Source organism: Runella sp. R0.1_18, from assembly GCF_057652155.1.
In genome coordinates this window covers 135060-151786 of the sequence record NZ_JBYFCK010000003.1, presented here as the reverse complement: position 1 = coordinate 151786, position 16727 = coordinate 135060, and the positions used below count along the sequence as shown (strand labels likewise).

The 16727-nt window shown below is 41.9% G+C and carries 8 protein-coding genes; 6 read left to right on the top strand and 2 right to left on the bottom strand.

The features are described from left to right. Positions 1-54 precede the first annotated feature (54 nt). The gene (gene typA / locus AC23P2_RS06110; RefSeq protein ID WP_487772365.1) at positions 55-1869 is read left to right on the top strand and encodes a translational GTPase TypA; all 1815 of its coding nucleotides are present in this window, start codon (positions 55-57) and stop codon (positions 1867-1869) included. Positions 1870-2559: 690 nt separating this feature from the next. Here typA and AC23P2_RS06105 read toward each other — a convergent pair. After that, complete coding sequence (locus AC23P2_RS06105; RefSeq protein WP_487772364.1) at positions 2560-4668, bottom strand: peptidylprolyl isomerase; 2109 nt, start codon at positions 4666-4668, stop codon at positions 2560-2562. 161 nt (positions 4669-4829) lie between these two features. Then, the gene (locus AC23P2_RS06100) at positions 4830-7394 is read right to left on the bottom strand and encodes a T9SS type A sorting domain-containing protein (protein WP_487772363.1); all 2565 of its coding nucleotides are present in this window, start codon (positions 7392-7394) and stop codon (positions 4830-4832) included. Positions 7395-7597: 203 nt separating this feature from the next. Here AC23P2_RS06100 and AC23P2_RS06095 point away from each other — a divergent pair, with 203 nt between their 5' ends. The 5 genes from AC23P2_RS06095 (at position 7598) to AC23P2_RS06075 (ending at position 16645) form a co-directional block, all read left to right on the top strand. After that, positions 7598-9361: a DNA polymerase III subunit gamma/tau gene (locus AC23P2_RS06095; protein WP_487772362.1), complete on the top strand. Its 1764-nt coding sequence runs from the start codon at positions 7598-7600 to the stop codon at positions 9359-9361. A 142-nt stretch (positions 9362-9503) separates the two neighbouring features. Continuing rightward, on the top strand, positions 9504-11477 hold the full coding sequence (locus AC23P2_RS06090) for a DUF3858 domain-containing protein (RefSeq protein WP_487772361.1): 1974 nt from the start codon (positions 9504-9506) through the stop codon (positions 11475-11477). A 15-nt stretch (positions 11478-11492) separates the two neighbouring features. Further along, a complete protein-coding gene (locus AC23P2_RS06085; protein WP_487772360.1) occupies positions 11493-13463 on the top strand; it encodes a DUF3858 domain-containing protein in 1971 nt (656 codons plus the stop codon). Between the two features lie 50 nt (positions 13464-13513). Beyond that, entirely contained in the window at positions 13514-15433 is a 1920-nt protein-coding gene (locus AC23P2_RS06080) for a DUF3858 domain-containing protein (RefSeq protein ID WP_487772359.1), read from the top strand. A 126-nt stretch (positions 15434-15559) separates the two neighbouring features. Then, on the top strand, positions 15560-16645 hold the full coding sequence (locus AC23P2_RS06075) for a Gfo/Idh/MocA family protein (RefSeq protein ID WP_472486461.1): 1086 nt from the start codon (positions 15560-15562) through the stop codon (positions 16643-16645). Positions 16646-16727: the final 82 nt, after the last annotated feature.

The following is a 16727-nucleotide window of genomic DNA, read 5'->3' as shown; positions in this document are numbered from 1 at the left end:
TCACTGACTTTCTTTCGATTAATTGTTAAGGCAAAACAACTAACAAAAATACAAATGCAATCCATCCGCAACATCGCCATCATTGCGCACGTTGACCACGGTAAAACCACTTTGGTGGACAAATTCATCCACTATTCGAAGCTGTTTCGTGAGAACCAGCAGTTTGACGACCTCATTTTGGACAACAATGACCTCGAACGTGAACGAGGCATTACGATTGTTTCTAAGAACGTATCAGTACGCTACAAAGACGTTAAAATTAATATCATAGATACCCCAGGCCACGCCGACTTCGGAGGAGAAGTAGAACGCGTACTTAAAATGGCTGACGGTGTAGTGCTTTTGGTGGATGCTTTTGAAGGCCCTATGCCTCAAACTCGTTTCGTATTGGGCAAAGCGCTTCAACTTGGATTAAAAGTTGTGTTGGTGATTAATAAAGTTGACAAACCAAACTGTCGCCCTGAAGAAGTTCACGAAGCGGTATTTGATTTGATGTTTAACTTGGAAGCCAACGAAAATCAACTTGACTTCCCAACGGTTTTCGGTTCGTCGAAACAAGGTTGGATGGGCCCAGATTGGCAAAAACCTACTGAAGACATCTCTCACTTGTTGGATGTCATCGTAGAAAGTATCCCACCCGCTCCTTTCAACGACGGAGAGCCTCAAATGCAAATTACTTCCCTTGACTATAACTCATTCGTTGGTCGTATTGCCATCGGACGTGTACACCGTGGAACGCTCAAAGAAGGTGCTCAGGTAGGTCTTTGCAAAGCTGATGGTAGCGTAAAACGTAACCGTATCAAAGAAATCCAGGTTTTTGAAGGTCTTGGCCGCCAGAAAGTGACAGAAGTATCTTCGGGAGATATTTGCGCAGTTACGGGTCTTGAAGATTTCGAAATTGGTGATACCATCACCCTTTACGAAAACCCAGAGCCAATTACACGTATTGCCGTTGATGAGCCAACAATGAACATGTTGTTCACCATCAACAACTCTCCGTTCTTTGGTAAAGAAGGTAAATTTGTAACATCACGCCACTTACGCGACCGTTTGTTCAAGGAAATGGAGAAAAACCTAGCTTTGCGCGTAGAGCCATTCGACAGCGAAGATAAATTCTTGGTGTTTGGTCGTGGTATCCTCCACTTGTCGGTATTGATCGAAACCATGCGTCGTGAAGGCTACGAATTGCAAGTAGGCCAGCCACAAGTAATTTTCAAGCAAGACGACAACGGACAACGTCTCGAACCAATCGAAATGTTGGTTGTTGACGTTCCTGAAGAAACTGCGGGGAAAGTGATTGAGCTAGTAACGCAGCGTAAAGGTGATTTGCTCGTGATGGAACCACGCGGCGATTTGCAACACTTGGAGTTTGACATTCCTTCACGTGGCTTGATTGGACTTCGTTCCAATGTATTGACAGCCACACAAGGGGAAGCTGTTATCTCTCACCGTTTCAAGTCGTATGAGCCTCACAAAGGCCCAATCCCAGGACGTATCAACGGCTCTATCATTTCAAAAGGAACAGGCCCAGCTACTCCTTATGCCCTTGACCGTCTTCAAGAGCGTGGGAAGTTTTTCGTTGACCCAAGCGAAGATCTTTATATGGGTATGGTTGTGGGTGAACATAGCCGCCCAGGTGACATCGTGGTAAACCTTCAAGAAACGAAGAAGTTGACCAACATGCGTGCCTCTGGTTCGGACGATAACGTGCGTATTGCTCCTAAAATCAACTTCTCTTTGGAAGAATCAATGGAATATATCCAAAAGGATGAATACCTAGAAGTAACGCCACAAACGCTTCGTATTCGTAAAGTATATCTCGACGAAAACGAGCGCAAACGTAACTCTAAAGAGCTAGAAATGGCTTAGTTCTAGCAATAGAACAAATACTTATAAGGCAGACCTTCGCGGGTCTGCCTTCTTTTTTCTACAAATGTTGCGCCTCTACCGAGGCTCTTTGGAGGCTTCTAAAACTTTTGATTAAATAACACAAATGTTGCGCCTCTACCGAGGCTACTTTGGATTTTTCTAAAACTTTTGATTAAATAACACAAATGTTGTGCCTCTACCGAGGCTCTTTGGAGGCTTCTAAAACTTTTGATTAAATAACACAAATGTTGCGCCTCTACCGAGGCTACTTTGGATTTTTCTAAAACTTTTGATTAAATAACACAAATGTTGTGCCTCTGCCGAGGCTCTTTGGAGGCTTCTAAAACTTTTGATTAAATAACACAAATGTTGCGCCTCTACCGAGGCTCTTTGGAGGCTTCTAAAACTTTGGATTAAATAACACAAATGTTGCGCCTCTACCGAGGCTCTTTAGAGGCTTCTAAAACTTTTGATTAAATAACACAAATGTTGCGCCTCTACCGAGGCTACTTTGAAGGCGGCTTCTAAAACTTTCAATTAAATAACACAAATGTCGCGCCTCTGCCGAGGCTCTTTGGAGGCTTCTAAAACTTTTGATTAAATAATACAAACACCAACGTTAAGGAATAGACACATAAAAAACCTCGCTTTCTCAAGCGAGGTTTTTTTATGATTTTGGCTGATTCTTTCTTAGAAGAATTTCGCGCGGTTATCTACTACTTTCGCATTTTCGCGGATTGCTTCATTCAACAAGTAGCTTGCTTGAAGATTCTTTGATTGCAAATTGGCTTTGTACATAGAGTAATCGGCAATGGCGGGTGCTGGAGTATCAGAAACTTTCTCCATGATAAACACACCGTTCTCTCCCGTAAATACTTTTGATTTCTTACCAACTTTCAAACCAAAGCCTTTTCCAAGCGCAATTGGATCAAGTCCTGCACTTGTTAGGAAACCTGTTGCCAATGAGATTTCATTTGCTGCTTCTACCAATGCACCTGCACCATATTTTTGGGCAATCGCCTCAAGCGTTCCACCTTGGATACCGCTCAATTTCTTTGTGATTTGCTCTGCTTTGATTTCATTGCGCACTTTCAAAGTAAGTTCGTCACGGAAGTCATTGATAGAAGGGCTGTCTTTTGATGATTTACCTGTCAAAATAGCCACCACATATTGCTCATCTGTTTCAAATACTGGAGAAACTTGGTCAGTCTTGGTATCATCGTTAAATGCCCAACGAACAATTTCACGCGCGTTTTGAATCGTATTCACGTTGCTTGCCGATTCTGGGATACGGTTGGCCGTTTGCACAAGCAAGCCCTTATCTTTTTTCACGTTCTCATCAAATGCGGCCTTTGATTTAGACTCAATTGAGAATTGATCTGCTTTTGCATAAATCGCATCACGCGTTGCTTGGCTTGGAGTCATTGTCTTGCCGATTGCTGCAATTTTATAAAGAACGTTCGTTTTAGGCTCCGTTACTTTAATAATGTGGAAACCGAAATCTGATTCAATCAAACGACCAATCAAACCTGTACCACTCATTGCAAATACAGCGTCGTTAAATGGCTTCACCATGGCACCTTCACTGAAGAAGCCTAAGTCACCACCACGCTGTGCCGAACCTGGGTCAGCACTGTTTGCAGTGGCTAATTGTTCAAAATTAGCACCACCTTGCAATTGTTTCAACAAATCAGCGGCTTTGGTACGCGCTTCTGCTTTGGCAGAATCGCTTGTTCCTTGCGTACGAATCAAGATGTGACTGGCACGTGCGGTGTAAGCTGTATCAATTTTAGTACCACCGTACTTATAGATAAAATACGTATTTCCTTCGCGGTAAGGGCCATTTACACTACCTGGAATAAATGACTTCACCGCCGACTTCAACTGATCTGGCATATCTGAATACGACCAGTAAAGTTTTGTAGGTACGTCCGAATTCACACGAGCATAAGTAGAATCGCTAGTTGCTGTTGCCAATCCGCGCGCCAATTCTTTAATTTTATTGTACATTTCCACGCTATCTTCTTTGGTAGCAATAATCGGGAAAGTTACGTATTGAATGGTGCGAGAGTCAAAGCCTTTGTATTCGTCTTTGTGCTTGGCCAAATAATCTTGCAATTGCGAATCAGTCACTTTAATCGTTGTGTCAACCACCGAGTAGTAAGGTACGTACAAATAGCGAAGTGACGCTTTAGCCGTTTGTGCTTGGTATTCTTTCTCCGCTTCTGCACGCGTTACGTAGCTACCAGCACGGAGTAAGTTTTCGTATTTCTGACGAAGACGATCTTGCGCTAAACTCTTCTCAAAATTTTCCCAAGCTTGCTGTTGCTCTACTGGCAAGTTTTTGAGGTTTTTGAGATAGCTTATCACTTGAGTTTTGTCAAAAACGCCCGTTTGAGGGTTAGTAAATGACTGTTGAACGGCTGGGCTCACATTGTTCCCTTGAACCATATCAACTAGCTCGTCGCTACTTACTTTTAACCCCAACGCATCGTATTCTTTTTTGTAAGCATAGTCGATGATGTACTGATTCCAAACCTGCTCACGAAGGCTTTGTTGTTCTGGTTCGGTCGCTGCACGACCACTTTGAGCTTCAAACGCCTGACGGGCTTGGTCTAATTTGAGTTGGAAATCCTTGTAACTAATGGTTTCACCTGCGATTTCGCCGACGTTCTGATTGTTTCCAAACAATGCCTGCGAACCTAAAATGTCACCTCCGACAATAAATAGAATCAAACTGGCGGCAATAACCACTACCGCAATACCTGATCGCTCCCTGATTTTGTTGATTAACGCCATAGTTGCTTGCGCGTTATTAAGTTTAAAGTTAATTGTTTAATTAAATGTTCTAAGGAAAAGAAAGGGTTTCCAAAAATTGACCCGCAAAATAACATCATTTACTGGTACATTCCAACATTGATTCATTCTTTGTCAATTTTCGTGCCAAGGTTTTCTTGTTTTTAGCGTATTACAAGCAGTTTTTTGGTAAATATTGGCTTACCAAAGCTACGAACTTTCAACAAGTATGTACCCGAGGGCAGCGGCGTTAGCCGAAGGGGTTGTGAGTTTGACAACGAGGCGGTTTCTTGTTCCAACATCAATTTCCCATTCAAATCCATCACTTGCATTCTTACATTGGTCAAATCTTCAAAGCTTTCTACAAGAAAAACCCCATCCAAACTTGGGTTAGGATACACATTCACTCCATTGCCCGAAACATCCAAAACGTATTCAAAAGGTTCGGAGGTCAGGGATGAACAAGCCCTACCTGGTTCTAAAAAATAAAAAGCGGTTACAGTGTATGGACCCGATTTTTGAGCTTTGAGGTATTTTTCTGCAGTAATGGATTCTTCTGCCCCATAATTCCACCTAAACTGAATGTCTGACAAATAATCTCCTTTCACATTTAGAATATAATTACCCATTTTTTCAATACTAGGCTGCGTAGGAATGGGGCTCACTTCTACCTCTACCTCTTTCGATGGAGCAGAAACGCACCCCTGCTCATTAGTTGCAATAACACTGTATTTACCCGATTGCCGAACCAATAAGTTGGAAGAAGTTTCACCATTGTTCCAAAGTACTGATGATGACGTATTAGAATACAAAGTCACGGCTTCACGCTCGCAGAAACGAACCAAACCACTTGGCGAAATGACGGGGGTTTCGGGCGTTGGATGCACCGTTACTGTCACTGGGACTGAAAACTGAGAGAAACAATTGTATTGATTGACTGTTCTTGCAGAAAAACGGCCTGATTCACGAACGGTAATGGAGGTACCATTTTGTCCTGAATTCCACAAAAAACTATTGGTTGTTGAAAGAGTGGCCCCATTTTCAATCTCTAGCACGACATTTTTATCATTACAAAATTCCAAAGGCCCTTTGGCAATAATGGTTGGGACAGATGGTCGAGGGTTTTTCACTGTGGAAGTAGCTGTTGAATACCCAGACCAACACTCGTTTGAATCCTTTATTCGTACGGTATATTGATTTGTCTCCGATACATCGATGGTTCGACCGTTGGCACCGTTGCTCCACTGATAAGCTGAGGCTTCGGGTGCTGAGAGTGTAATTTGATCTCCTTCACAAAAAGAAGTACCTCCACTCGCCGAAATGATGGGGATGGCTGGTTTTGGTAGCGCCTCAAACGTCTGTTGATTAATTTCGACAGTAGGAGAATACACAAAATTTCCATTAAAATCTCTCACCTTTACCCGATACGTCCCATTCTCAACCGTAATTTCTCGCGAACCTCCTCCCACTTGGTTCCAACTTACTTCAGGATAATTATTGGCTTGAATAGACAACTTTATCCGATTTTCTCCTGCACAGCTTATTTTAAAGGTAGGTACTGGAAAAGGATTTCGGGGCTGTGAACTTTGGAAAAACGAATCGGTTAGCGAATTGTTCCATGCTTCTCCCAACAAATTCAATCCAGCACCTTGCATGTGAACACCGTCAGGTCGAGGAATCTGAATATTGTCAGTGGCTGGCCCTGGAAATACATTATATACCGACCCAATGACTCGGTTTTGCGCATTAATGACCGAAGCATTGCTCCCTTTTTCGCTAAAAGAAACCCGTGATACGACCCAACTAAGGTTATGCCCAAAGTCATTGCGACTTTGTCCAATGAGTTGTTGTAAATTGCTCACTATCTCATCTTCTGGGATGTTAAAGCCCGTATCAGACTCCCCTTGGTGCCATAAAATAGCCCTAATTCCCGTTAAACTCGCAAATTCACGCAGCGTCACCCGAAGTTGAGAATAAGGCAATTGGTTTCCATAGAAACCACCCACGTACGGATTACTAGCATTCCCGTAGAGGCTTTCGCGCCATGCACGGCTTGTAGTACCTTCCAAAGCAGCGTTATAAAATAGGATAGGTACATTGAGTCTCTTAACCAACAAATCGCCCAATACCCCCCAAGACCAAGCAGAATGTCCATAAGGAGCAATATAACTATCGGCATTTAAGTGCGAGAAAGTTGGTTGGGGAAGCTCATTCGGTTCATAACTACCATTTACATAATTAAAACAACTCACTCGATCGTCTAAGGCAGCAGGGGCACCAAAGTCCAGAATCCCACGGGCATTGGACTGCCCTGCTACCACAAACACCTCCCCTACGCCTACTCGATCCACTTCGGTCGTTTCGGCTACTTGCCCGTTTCTAACCAATCTTACTTCTAGCTTATACCACCCACCTTCTGCTGATATTTCTCCTGAAAAAATACCACCCACTGGTGCATTTTCAAGCACCTGCCAACCAGTAGCAGTGCCCTGCCCCGCATTGAGGGGTGTCAAAGCAGCTTCAACTCTTTCAGGAATGGACTGTTTGTACGTCCCTGAGACGACAAATGATGCCTTATTGGCTTGTGAGCGTTGAAAAACAATGCGAGACGTTGGAAAACTAACGGTTACTTGAGAAAATGCGGGCAGGGCGGTTAAAATAAAAACGACCGACCTTACACAATGTCGCCTCAAACTTCCAAACACTCCGTTAAAGTAGGGCTTTTGCATTCGATAATGAATTGGTTACTGCGAAAAAGTTGCAAAATTACGCATTTGCCGCATGAAGCCCAAACCGACAAATCAATCCGTCTCGGTTTTAATGGTATTTCAATGTTTTTTGTGGGTTTGTTAACTTCCTGATTTACTCTATTTTAGAAATTAGCGGGCATTTTTCTGTTTGATTTGACCGTCGCTCTTGCTAACTTGCGGCCATGGCAGACAATTTTGTAGTTTCGGCGCGGAAATATCGCCCCATTACTTTTGACTCAGTTGTTGGGCAGTCACACATTACGACTACCCTCAAAAACGCCATTCGTACCAACCACCTCGCCCAAGCTTTCTTGTTTTGTGGGCCACGTGGGGTAGGTAAAACAACCAACGCCCGTATTTTGGCCAAAACCATTAACTGTCAGAGTCTTACTGACGAGATTGAGCCTTGCGGAGCGTGCGAAAGTTGTGTGGCTTTTCAAAACAATGCTTCATTTAACGTTCATGAGTTGGATGCTGCCTCCAACAACTCTGTGGACGATATCCGTAACTTGATTGACCAAGTACGCTACCCGCCCCAAACGGGTAAATACAAAATATACATCATTGACGAGGTACACATGCTTTCGTCGTCGGCTTTTAATGCTTTTCTAAAAACGTTGGAAGAACCGCCGAGCTACGCCATTTTTATTTTGGCAACAACCGAAAAGCATAAAATCCTTCCCACGATTTTGTCGCGTTGTCAGATTTTTGACTTTAACCGCATCCAACCTCGTGACATCGCCGACCATCTTGAGCACATTGCCCAAAAAGAAGGTATTTCGACCGAACGGGAAGCGCTCGAACTCATTGCCCAAAAAGCAGATGGCGGGCTTAGAGATGCCCTTTCGATGTTTGACTTAAATGTCACTTTTTCGACAGATGATACTGTACGTTACAAGGACGTACTTGAAAATCTCCACATTCTCGACTACGACTATTATTTCCGATTGACGGATGCCCTACTTACAAGTGAGGTCTCGCAAACATTGTTGATTTTTAATGAAATCATCAAAAAAGGCTTCGACGGTCATTTGTTTGTGGTAGGGATGCTGGAGCATTTCCGTAATTTGCTGGTAGCCAAAGACCCTGCAACAGTTCAGTTACTCGAAGTATCCGAAACGGCCAAAAACAAATACCTAGACCAATCAGCGCGGGCTTCAGTGTCGTTTTTACTTTCTGCATTAAGTATTGGAAGTCAGTGTGATATAAATTACAAAGCGGCCAAACAGCAGCGACTACACGTGGAAATATGCCTGATGAAACTGGCAAAAATCCCTGAAGTGCTGGATTTGAATACGCTATCGGGCGACGAAAAAAAAAAGCCTAGTCTGACCGAAAATAGCCAAGTAGCAGTTCCAACGACTGCTACTCCTAAACCCATTGCCTCCCTTCCAAATCCTATTGTTGCGGCAGAAACGCCTCCTTCCTACTCTCAAAACGGCTTGCCAGGCGCTTTGGGTAAGCTCCGTTCGACAGTCAATATTTCTGCGCAACCCCAGCCAGTAGAAGAGACAAAACCAGTAGCGAAAGCCCAAGAAAACCCAACGATTACGGCAGATTTGCCAACAAATTGGAAAGACCAGCCTTTCACCACCGAAGAACTTCAACAAACGTGGGATGCCTTTTCTCGTTTTCGGGAGCAAAATGGGGGTGCCGTCAGCGAGCAAATTATGCTCAATCGCGAATTTAAAGTTGAAGGAACTACGATTGAGTTAATTTTAGACAACCTTCACCAAGAGGTTCTGCTCAACGATGTGAAACCAGAATTGCTGGGGTATTTGCGTCGCCATCTTAAAAATCGGCAAATTCAAATTTCTTACCGTATTGCGCCCAACGAAGTAAAGCGTAACCCCTACACCCCGCTCGAAAAATTCAATACCTTAGCTGAGAAAAACCCATCTCTTCTCGATCTCCAACGCCTACTTGGTTTGGATGTTGATTTTTAAAATTTCTCCTGCTAGGAAGCTTGGGGGCAGTCAAATTTGACCCAATAATCAGTGTATAAACAAAATTTTCACCCTAAATTTTCGTTTATAACTAAGTTTTAGTACTATAGCTTCCGTTTCCACCATTTTTCACTTTTCACTAATGAACAAGTTACTTGCGTCTGCATTACTTTTTTTCTATTCATTGTGTTTAGTCGCCCAAAATTCTGAAGTTACTTTTGGTGAAGTTCCGCTTGAAGATATTGAAATGAAAGCCTATCCCAAGGACTCAACGGCCGAAGCACTAGTTTTGTATAGTTTTGGAGAAACTTCATTTTCATTTCGGAATCAAACCTTTTATTTGACATTCAAATATCATGGTAGAATAAAGATTTTGAAAAAATCAGGTTTAGATAGAGCAACGATTAGTATCCCCTACTTCAAAGGAGATAAAGCCCTCAATGATGAGTACATAACTCAAGTAAGAGGTTTTACTTATACCCTCGAAAACGGCAACATAGTCAAGGAAAAATTATCCAAAGAGATGATATTTAATGAGAGAGTTACAGATAATTATCATCAAATAAAATTTAGCCACCCCAAAGTTATTGAAGGCGCCGTAATAGAATACGCATACGAAATATCTACTCCTATGATTGTGAGTCAAAACCCAAAAACGTGGTATTTTCAGAGTGATTTACCCGTAAAATGGAGCGAGTACCGAATCAGTATCCCAAGTGTGCTATACTATCGAATGATTTTCTCAGGGTATTTACCTTTAGACATTAACGACCGAGAATCGGCTACCAGTACCCGATTTGCTGGGGAAAGCATGGGAGGTACTTTATATAGGTTCGTAATAAAAGATGCCCCTGCTTTTAGAAATGAATCCCACATCACAACACCTATTGATTATATTTCAAAAGTTGATTTTGAATTAGCAAGTATCAATTGGCCTAATGTCATCACCAAAAATTACAGTTTAGATTATCCCAGCCTTAATTATACTTTATTGAACGAGCCTAGATTTGGAGGAATGCTTCAAAAAGGTTCTTTTTTAAAGGAAATAGCCAATAAAATAAAATCCAATTACAACGATACCATCTCGCAGTGGAATGCTGCTAAAACATATATTTCTCAAAATGTCAAATGGGATAAGACAAATGGTATTTTTCCCAATGATTTAAAAAAGACTTTTGAAAAAAAAGAAGGTAGCTCGGTTGATATAAACTTCCTTTTGATTGCTCTTTTAAGAGAATTAGGGTACGATGCCCGCCCACTTATCCTAAGTACGCGATCCAATGGAAATATAAACCCTGTTTATGCTTTGTTAAGAAAGTTTAATTATGTGATTGCTCATGTTAATCATTATGGTACGAATGTTTTGTTTGACGCAACAGACGAATTTTTAAAAGTAGGTACAATCCCTAAACAATGCCTCAGTTTTAATGGATGGCTAGTACACCCAACTCACGCCCGCTTTATTCCACTGACTCCCATTGAATCGGATAAAGAATTTTTAAAGGTTGACCTCAACATTGTCGAAGAGGGTGAATTAACAGGTAACATTATAAAATCATACAGTGGTTATAGTGGTGCTCACGCAAAAAAAGAGTTTAAAGAACTAGGTGAAGAGAAGTTTCTACAAGAAATAAAAAAATCAAAACCTGCTTGGGTGATTTCAAAAGTGGATTACAAAAATACAAACGTTGTTGAGGGAGCTATAGAAGCTTCATATCAATTAACAATCAATGACTTTACTACTGTAGCAGACTCCATGATTTACTTTAAGCCCATGCTTTCGGAAGGCTACGCTCTCAATCCTTTCAAAGAAAGTAAACGAGCCTACCCTATTGAATTTGAAGCACCTATCGAAAATACCCTATTGGCTAGTTATCAACTGCCAAAGGGGTATAGAGTAGTGGAATTACCCCAATCTATTTCTGTCTCATTGCCAGAAGGAGGAGGTAAATTTGTCTTTAGTTCTGCTAAATCTGGTGATAAAATAACAATTAGTAGTCGCCTAACTATACGAAAATGCAGTTTCTTACCAGATGAATATGGTCAACTCAAAGAATTTTTTGAACAAGTAATCGCAAAGCAAAACGAACAAGTTGTTTTGAAAAAAGAACATTAGCTTTAATTTATTCTTATGAAAAAATTTATTGCCGCCGTAATTTTATTATTCATTTCGTTGAAAATAACGGCACAAAACACTAAAATCACTTTTGGTGAAGTTCTCATTGAAGATATATCGTCCAAAATTTATCCCAATGATTCAACAGCGGAGGCAGTTGTTTTGTATGATTTTGGCGAAACGTCGTTTGACTATCGAAGTCAAAAGTTCTACATTACCCTAAAATACCACGGAAGAATCAAGATTTTGAAAAAATCTGCGATTGACCGTGCCACAATCAGTATCCCTTTTTACAAGGGAAGTAAAGGTGCCCAAGAAGAATACATCACCCAAGTCAAAGGCTTCACCCACAACCTGGAAGATGGCAAAATAGTGAAAGAAAAACTGGCTAAAGAGATGATTTTTAATGAGAAATTATCCGATGAATACCACCAGCTTAAGTTTAGCCTACCTAAAGTTAAAGAGGGCTCTGTTATCGAATACAGTCATGAAATCTCCACGCCAATGACAATTAATACAAGCCCTAAAACTTGGACATTTCAAAGTAGCCTCCCCGTAAAATGGAGCGAATATCGCATTACCATTCCCAACGTTTTATTTTATCGAATGATAATGTCGGGGTACTTGTCTCTCGACGTCAATGATTTTAAAAATACCAATACCATGTTTGCGGGCTCAAGCATGAACGCCATTTCATACCAATTTGTCGTAAAAAATGCCCCTGCCTTTAGAAATGAATCGCATATCACAACCCCATCAGATTATTTATCAAAAATTGATTTCGAGCTCGCAAGTATTAACTGGCCAGAAGTCATTACCAAGAACTTTTCGTTAGATTACAACAACTTAACCCAAACCCTTTTGAGCGATGAAAATTTTGGAGAAATCTATAAAAAAACCTCTATTGTCAAAGACATTGCCAAACAAATACAGGCCGAAAATAAGGATACTTTAGAGCAGTGGAAGGCGGCTAAAAATTATTTAGTCAAAAACATTAAGTGGAATGAGGAAAACGGAATATATGCCTCTAATCTCAAAAAGGTACTGGAAAAGAAAGAGGGAAGCTCCTCTGAAATCAACTTTTTGTATTTATGTATCCTCAGAGAGTTGGGTTACGACGCGCATCCACTAATCCTAAGCACAAGGGCTCATGGTCGTATCAACCCTACGTATGCTCTATTGAAAAAATTCAATTATGTTGTGGTTCACCTGTCACACAATGGCAAAGATGTATTGCTTGATGCCACAGATGAATACCTGCCTCCTCACATTCTTCCTGTTTCTTGCCTGACCGATGACGGCTGGCTTGTACATCCTACTCAAGCTCGTTTTATCTCGATTGTACCCAATGATACTGATCGAGAATTTGAGAAAGCCGATTTGACAATTAGTGAAGAAGGAGAGCTAACTGGGACATTTTCAAAATCCTACGGTGGATACAGTGGCGCAAGTGCTAAAAATGCGTTCAAAGAGATTGGGAAGGACAAATTTTTGGAAGAAATAAAAAAAGGCAAACCTGCCTGGACAATCACAAAAGCTGAGTTTAAAAATACAGAAGCCATTGAACAGGTCATGGAGGCTAATTATGAACTGAGCATGACAGAGTTTGCCAATGTTGCAGGGCCAATGATTTATTTAAAACCAATGCTTTCTGAAGGCCACACCCAAAACCCCTTCAAAGAAAGTGAGCGAATCTATCCTGTTGATTTTGAGGCTCCTATCGAAGAAACTTTTTTAGCCAATTATACCCTGCCCGCTGGTTTTCAGGCCGTCGAGCTTCCCAAACCTGCGGCGGTTGCCTTGCCCGAGGGCGGAGGGCGTTTTGTATATACGGTTTCACAATCGGGTAATAAAATTACGATTATCAGTCGTTTGAACATTCGCAAAAAAAGCTTTATGTCATTGGAATATGGGACGTTAAAAGCATTTTTCGACCAACTTATTGCCAAACACAACGAGCAAATCGTCTTGAAAAAAGGCAATTAATCGTAATATCAATTCATTAACCGCAGTGAAATTTTCACCCTATTTAACGTATGTTTTTAACGCGCACCTCCTCTCTATTAGCGATAATAATGATTCTCTTTGCGGTTAGTTTACGGGGGCAAGAGTATGCCGTTACAGGTGTATCCGAGACCCTCAAAAACAAAGCAGACGCGGTTGTCCGATTCCATCGGACGGAGTTTATTATCAAAGACATTGGCTTCGCCACCACCAAAGTCAGCGGTGCTATCACGGTTCTCAACGAAAAGGGAGCTTTACAGGCTTCCATTGTTGTTCCCTTCAACAAGTTTACCAAGGTCAACGACATTGAGGCCCAATTATATGATTCAAAAGGGGAAAAAGTAAAACGTCTCAAACGCAGCGAGATTGAAAATTACAGTACCAACACGGGCGACAATTCCGTTGATGACAGTTATGCCAAAGTAGCCCTTCTAAAACACACCTCATACCCTTACACGGTGGCCTTTTCGTATGAATATACGAATAAAAACATGATGTTTTACCCCACTTGGGCTGCCATACTGAATAACTTAGAACGAACTTCCGTCGAAAAAAGTGAGTTTATCGTCGCTACGCCCAAAGGGTTCTCGTTTCGGTATTTGGAGAAAAACATGCCTACCAAAGTAGCAATCTCTCATTTGGATGATAAGGATATTTATTCGTGGAGTGTGTCCAATATCCCTGCCGTCGAAAAAGAGCCTTTTGCGCCTGATTTGGACAATTATTTACCCATGGTATATACTGCCCCAAACGCCTTTGAAGTGGAAAATTACCAAGGCCAATTAACTTCTTGGAACGACCTTGGAAAATTTTATGCCGAGCTCAATAAAGACCGTTATCAGCTCACACCTCAAGCAATACAGGCTGTCAAAGAAAAGGCAAAGGGTATCACTAACACCTCCCAAAAAGTGCAGGCTGTTTACGAATACCTTCAATCACACACCCGTTACATGAACATTAGTTTGGGGATTGGAGGTTGGCAATCGATGAAAGCAGCCGATGTTGCCACCAGAGGTTTCGGGGATTGCAAGGCCCTTACCACCTACATGAAAGCCATGCTCAAAGAAGTGGGCGTGACTTCATACCCTGTTTTAGTAAAAGCAGGTGACGACGAGGCCGACATTCTCACTCAATTTCCCTCTTTCCAATTTAATCACGTTTTTCTGTGTGTTCCCAACCAAAAAGACACCCTTTGGCTTGAATGTACGAGTCAAACAAACCCTTTTGGATATTTGGGAAGCTTTACCGAAGCACGCCACGCCCTTTTGGTCACGGAATCGGGAGGGGTGCTCATTAAAACTCCGACTTACTCCCAACAGCAAAATCAGCTTATTCGCCACGCTTTTGTCAAGCTGAAAGATACCGCAGAAGGGGAAGTACATATCACGACTACTTATACTGGATTGCAGCAAGAATACCCTCAGTATGTGGTTCATTCGCTAACAGCTGAGGATCAAAAAAGGTGGTTGCAAAAGAATTTATCCTTTCCAAGTGCAGAAATCAGCCATTTTGAGTTTAAAGAACAGAAGGCTGCCGTTCCCAAGGTGGAAGAAAAAGTGACACTTCTTGTCCGAAATCTTTGTACAAAAAGTGGCAGCAGAATGTTTGTAACACCCAACTTACTCAATAAAAGTAGTAATACCTTCATTGCCACTTCCGAGCGAATTTATGACTTTGAAACAGCCATGAACTACGCCGATAGCGACAGCATTGTGATTGAAATTCCGTCAAATTACAACATCGAATTTTTACCCACGGAAGCACAAGTGTCGTCAAAGTTTGGGAATTATACAGCTACGTTCAAAGCAACGGGAAATCAAATCGTTTACCTCCGCAAAATGAGTGCTTCTAAACAAAGATTCCCACCCAGCGAATACTCAGCGTGGGTAGAGTTTAGGAGAAAAATTGCCAAATTTGATAAAGCACAAATTGTATTGGTTGCCAAGCAGTAATCTTCCAATAAAATGAAGGTTTGGAGGAATATGATTTATATTTACCTTCGACTTTAGAGTATATTGTCACCCGAAAGTCATATATTAGGAAACAGTATCACTTCAAAACCCAAACCTTCACATCTCATGTTCACGCGTCGTGATTTTTTGAAAAGCACTGCCATCGGTGGGGCTTCTTCTTTGATTTCGATTAACCCACTTTTGGCGGCTACTCGTCCCAAAAAAGATAAATTAGGAATCGCCTTGGTGGGGCTCGGTTATTACAGCACCGATTTGCTCGCTCCTGCCCTTCAACTTACCAAAAACTGTGAGCTGATGGGCATTGTCACAGGAACTCCTTCAAAAGCAGAAACCTGGCAAAAGAAGTTTAACCTCAAGGACAAAAACATCTACAATTATCAGAACTTTGACCAAATCGCCAACAATCCTGATATTGACGTAGTGTATGTCGTACTTCCTCCAAGTATGCACCGCGAATTTGTCGTTCGGGCTGCCAAGGCAGGAAAACAGGTATTTTGTGAAAAACCAATGGCACCTAGTGTAGCCGATTGTGAAGCGATGATCAAAGCCTGCGCCGATAACAAAGTAAAACTCGCCATCGGATACCGCTGTCAACACGATCCAAATACCCAAGCCTACATGAAATTTGCCAAAGAAAAAACGTTTGGTAAAGTACGGATGGTCACTTGTGGCGCAGGGTATTTTGACGCTCGTACAACCCACTGGAAACAAAACAAAGCCCTTGGCGGTGGGGTAATGGGCGACATGGGTGTGTATGCCATTCAAGGTGCACGCTTGGCAGTAGGTGAAGAACCAACGTCGGTTTCGGCCCAATTTCACACCACCCGCCCCGACATTTACAAAGAAGTTGAGGAAACAGCCACGTTCCAATTGGAGTTTCCAAGTGGCGCTTTGGCCGCTTGCCATACCAGTTTTGGTATCAATATGAACTACTTGCAGGCCAATTGTGAAAAGGGATGGTTTAAAATGGAACCGTTTTCAAGCTACACTGGCAACAAAGGAAGCAGCCCTCAAGGGCCGATTGATTTCCCTTTACAAAGTCAACAAGCCAAGCAATTGGACGACGATACCGACGCACTTATCAAAGGTATTCCATTAATAGCGCCAGGCGAAGAAGGGCTACGGGATATCCGCATCGTTGAAGCCGTCTATAAATCGGTGGCGAATGGCGGGAAGAAAATTACCATTTAGTATTTTCTCATTAACTTTTTTCACACAGATTGAATACCCGCAGATTTTCGCAGAAAAACTTCTGTGTTTATCTGCGTGCATT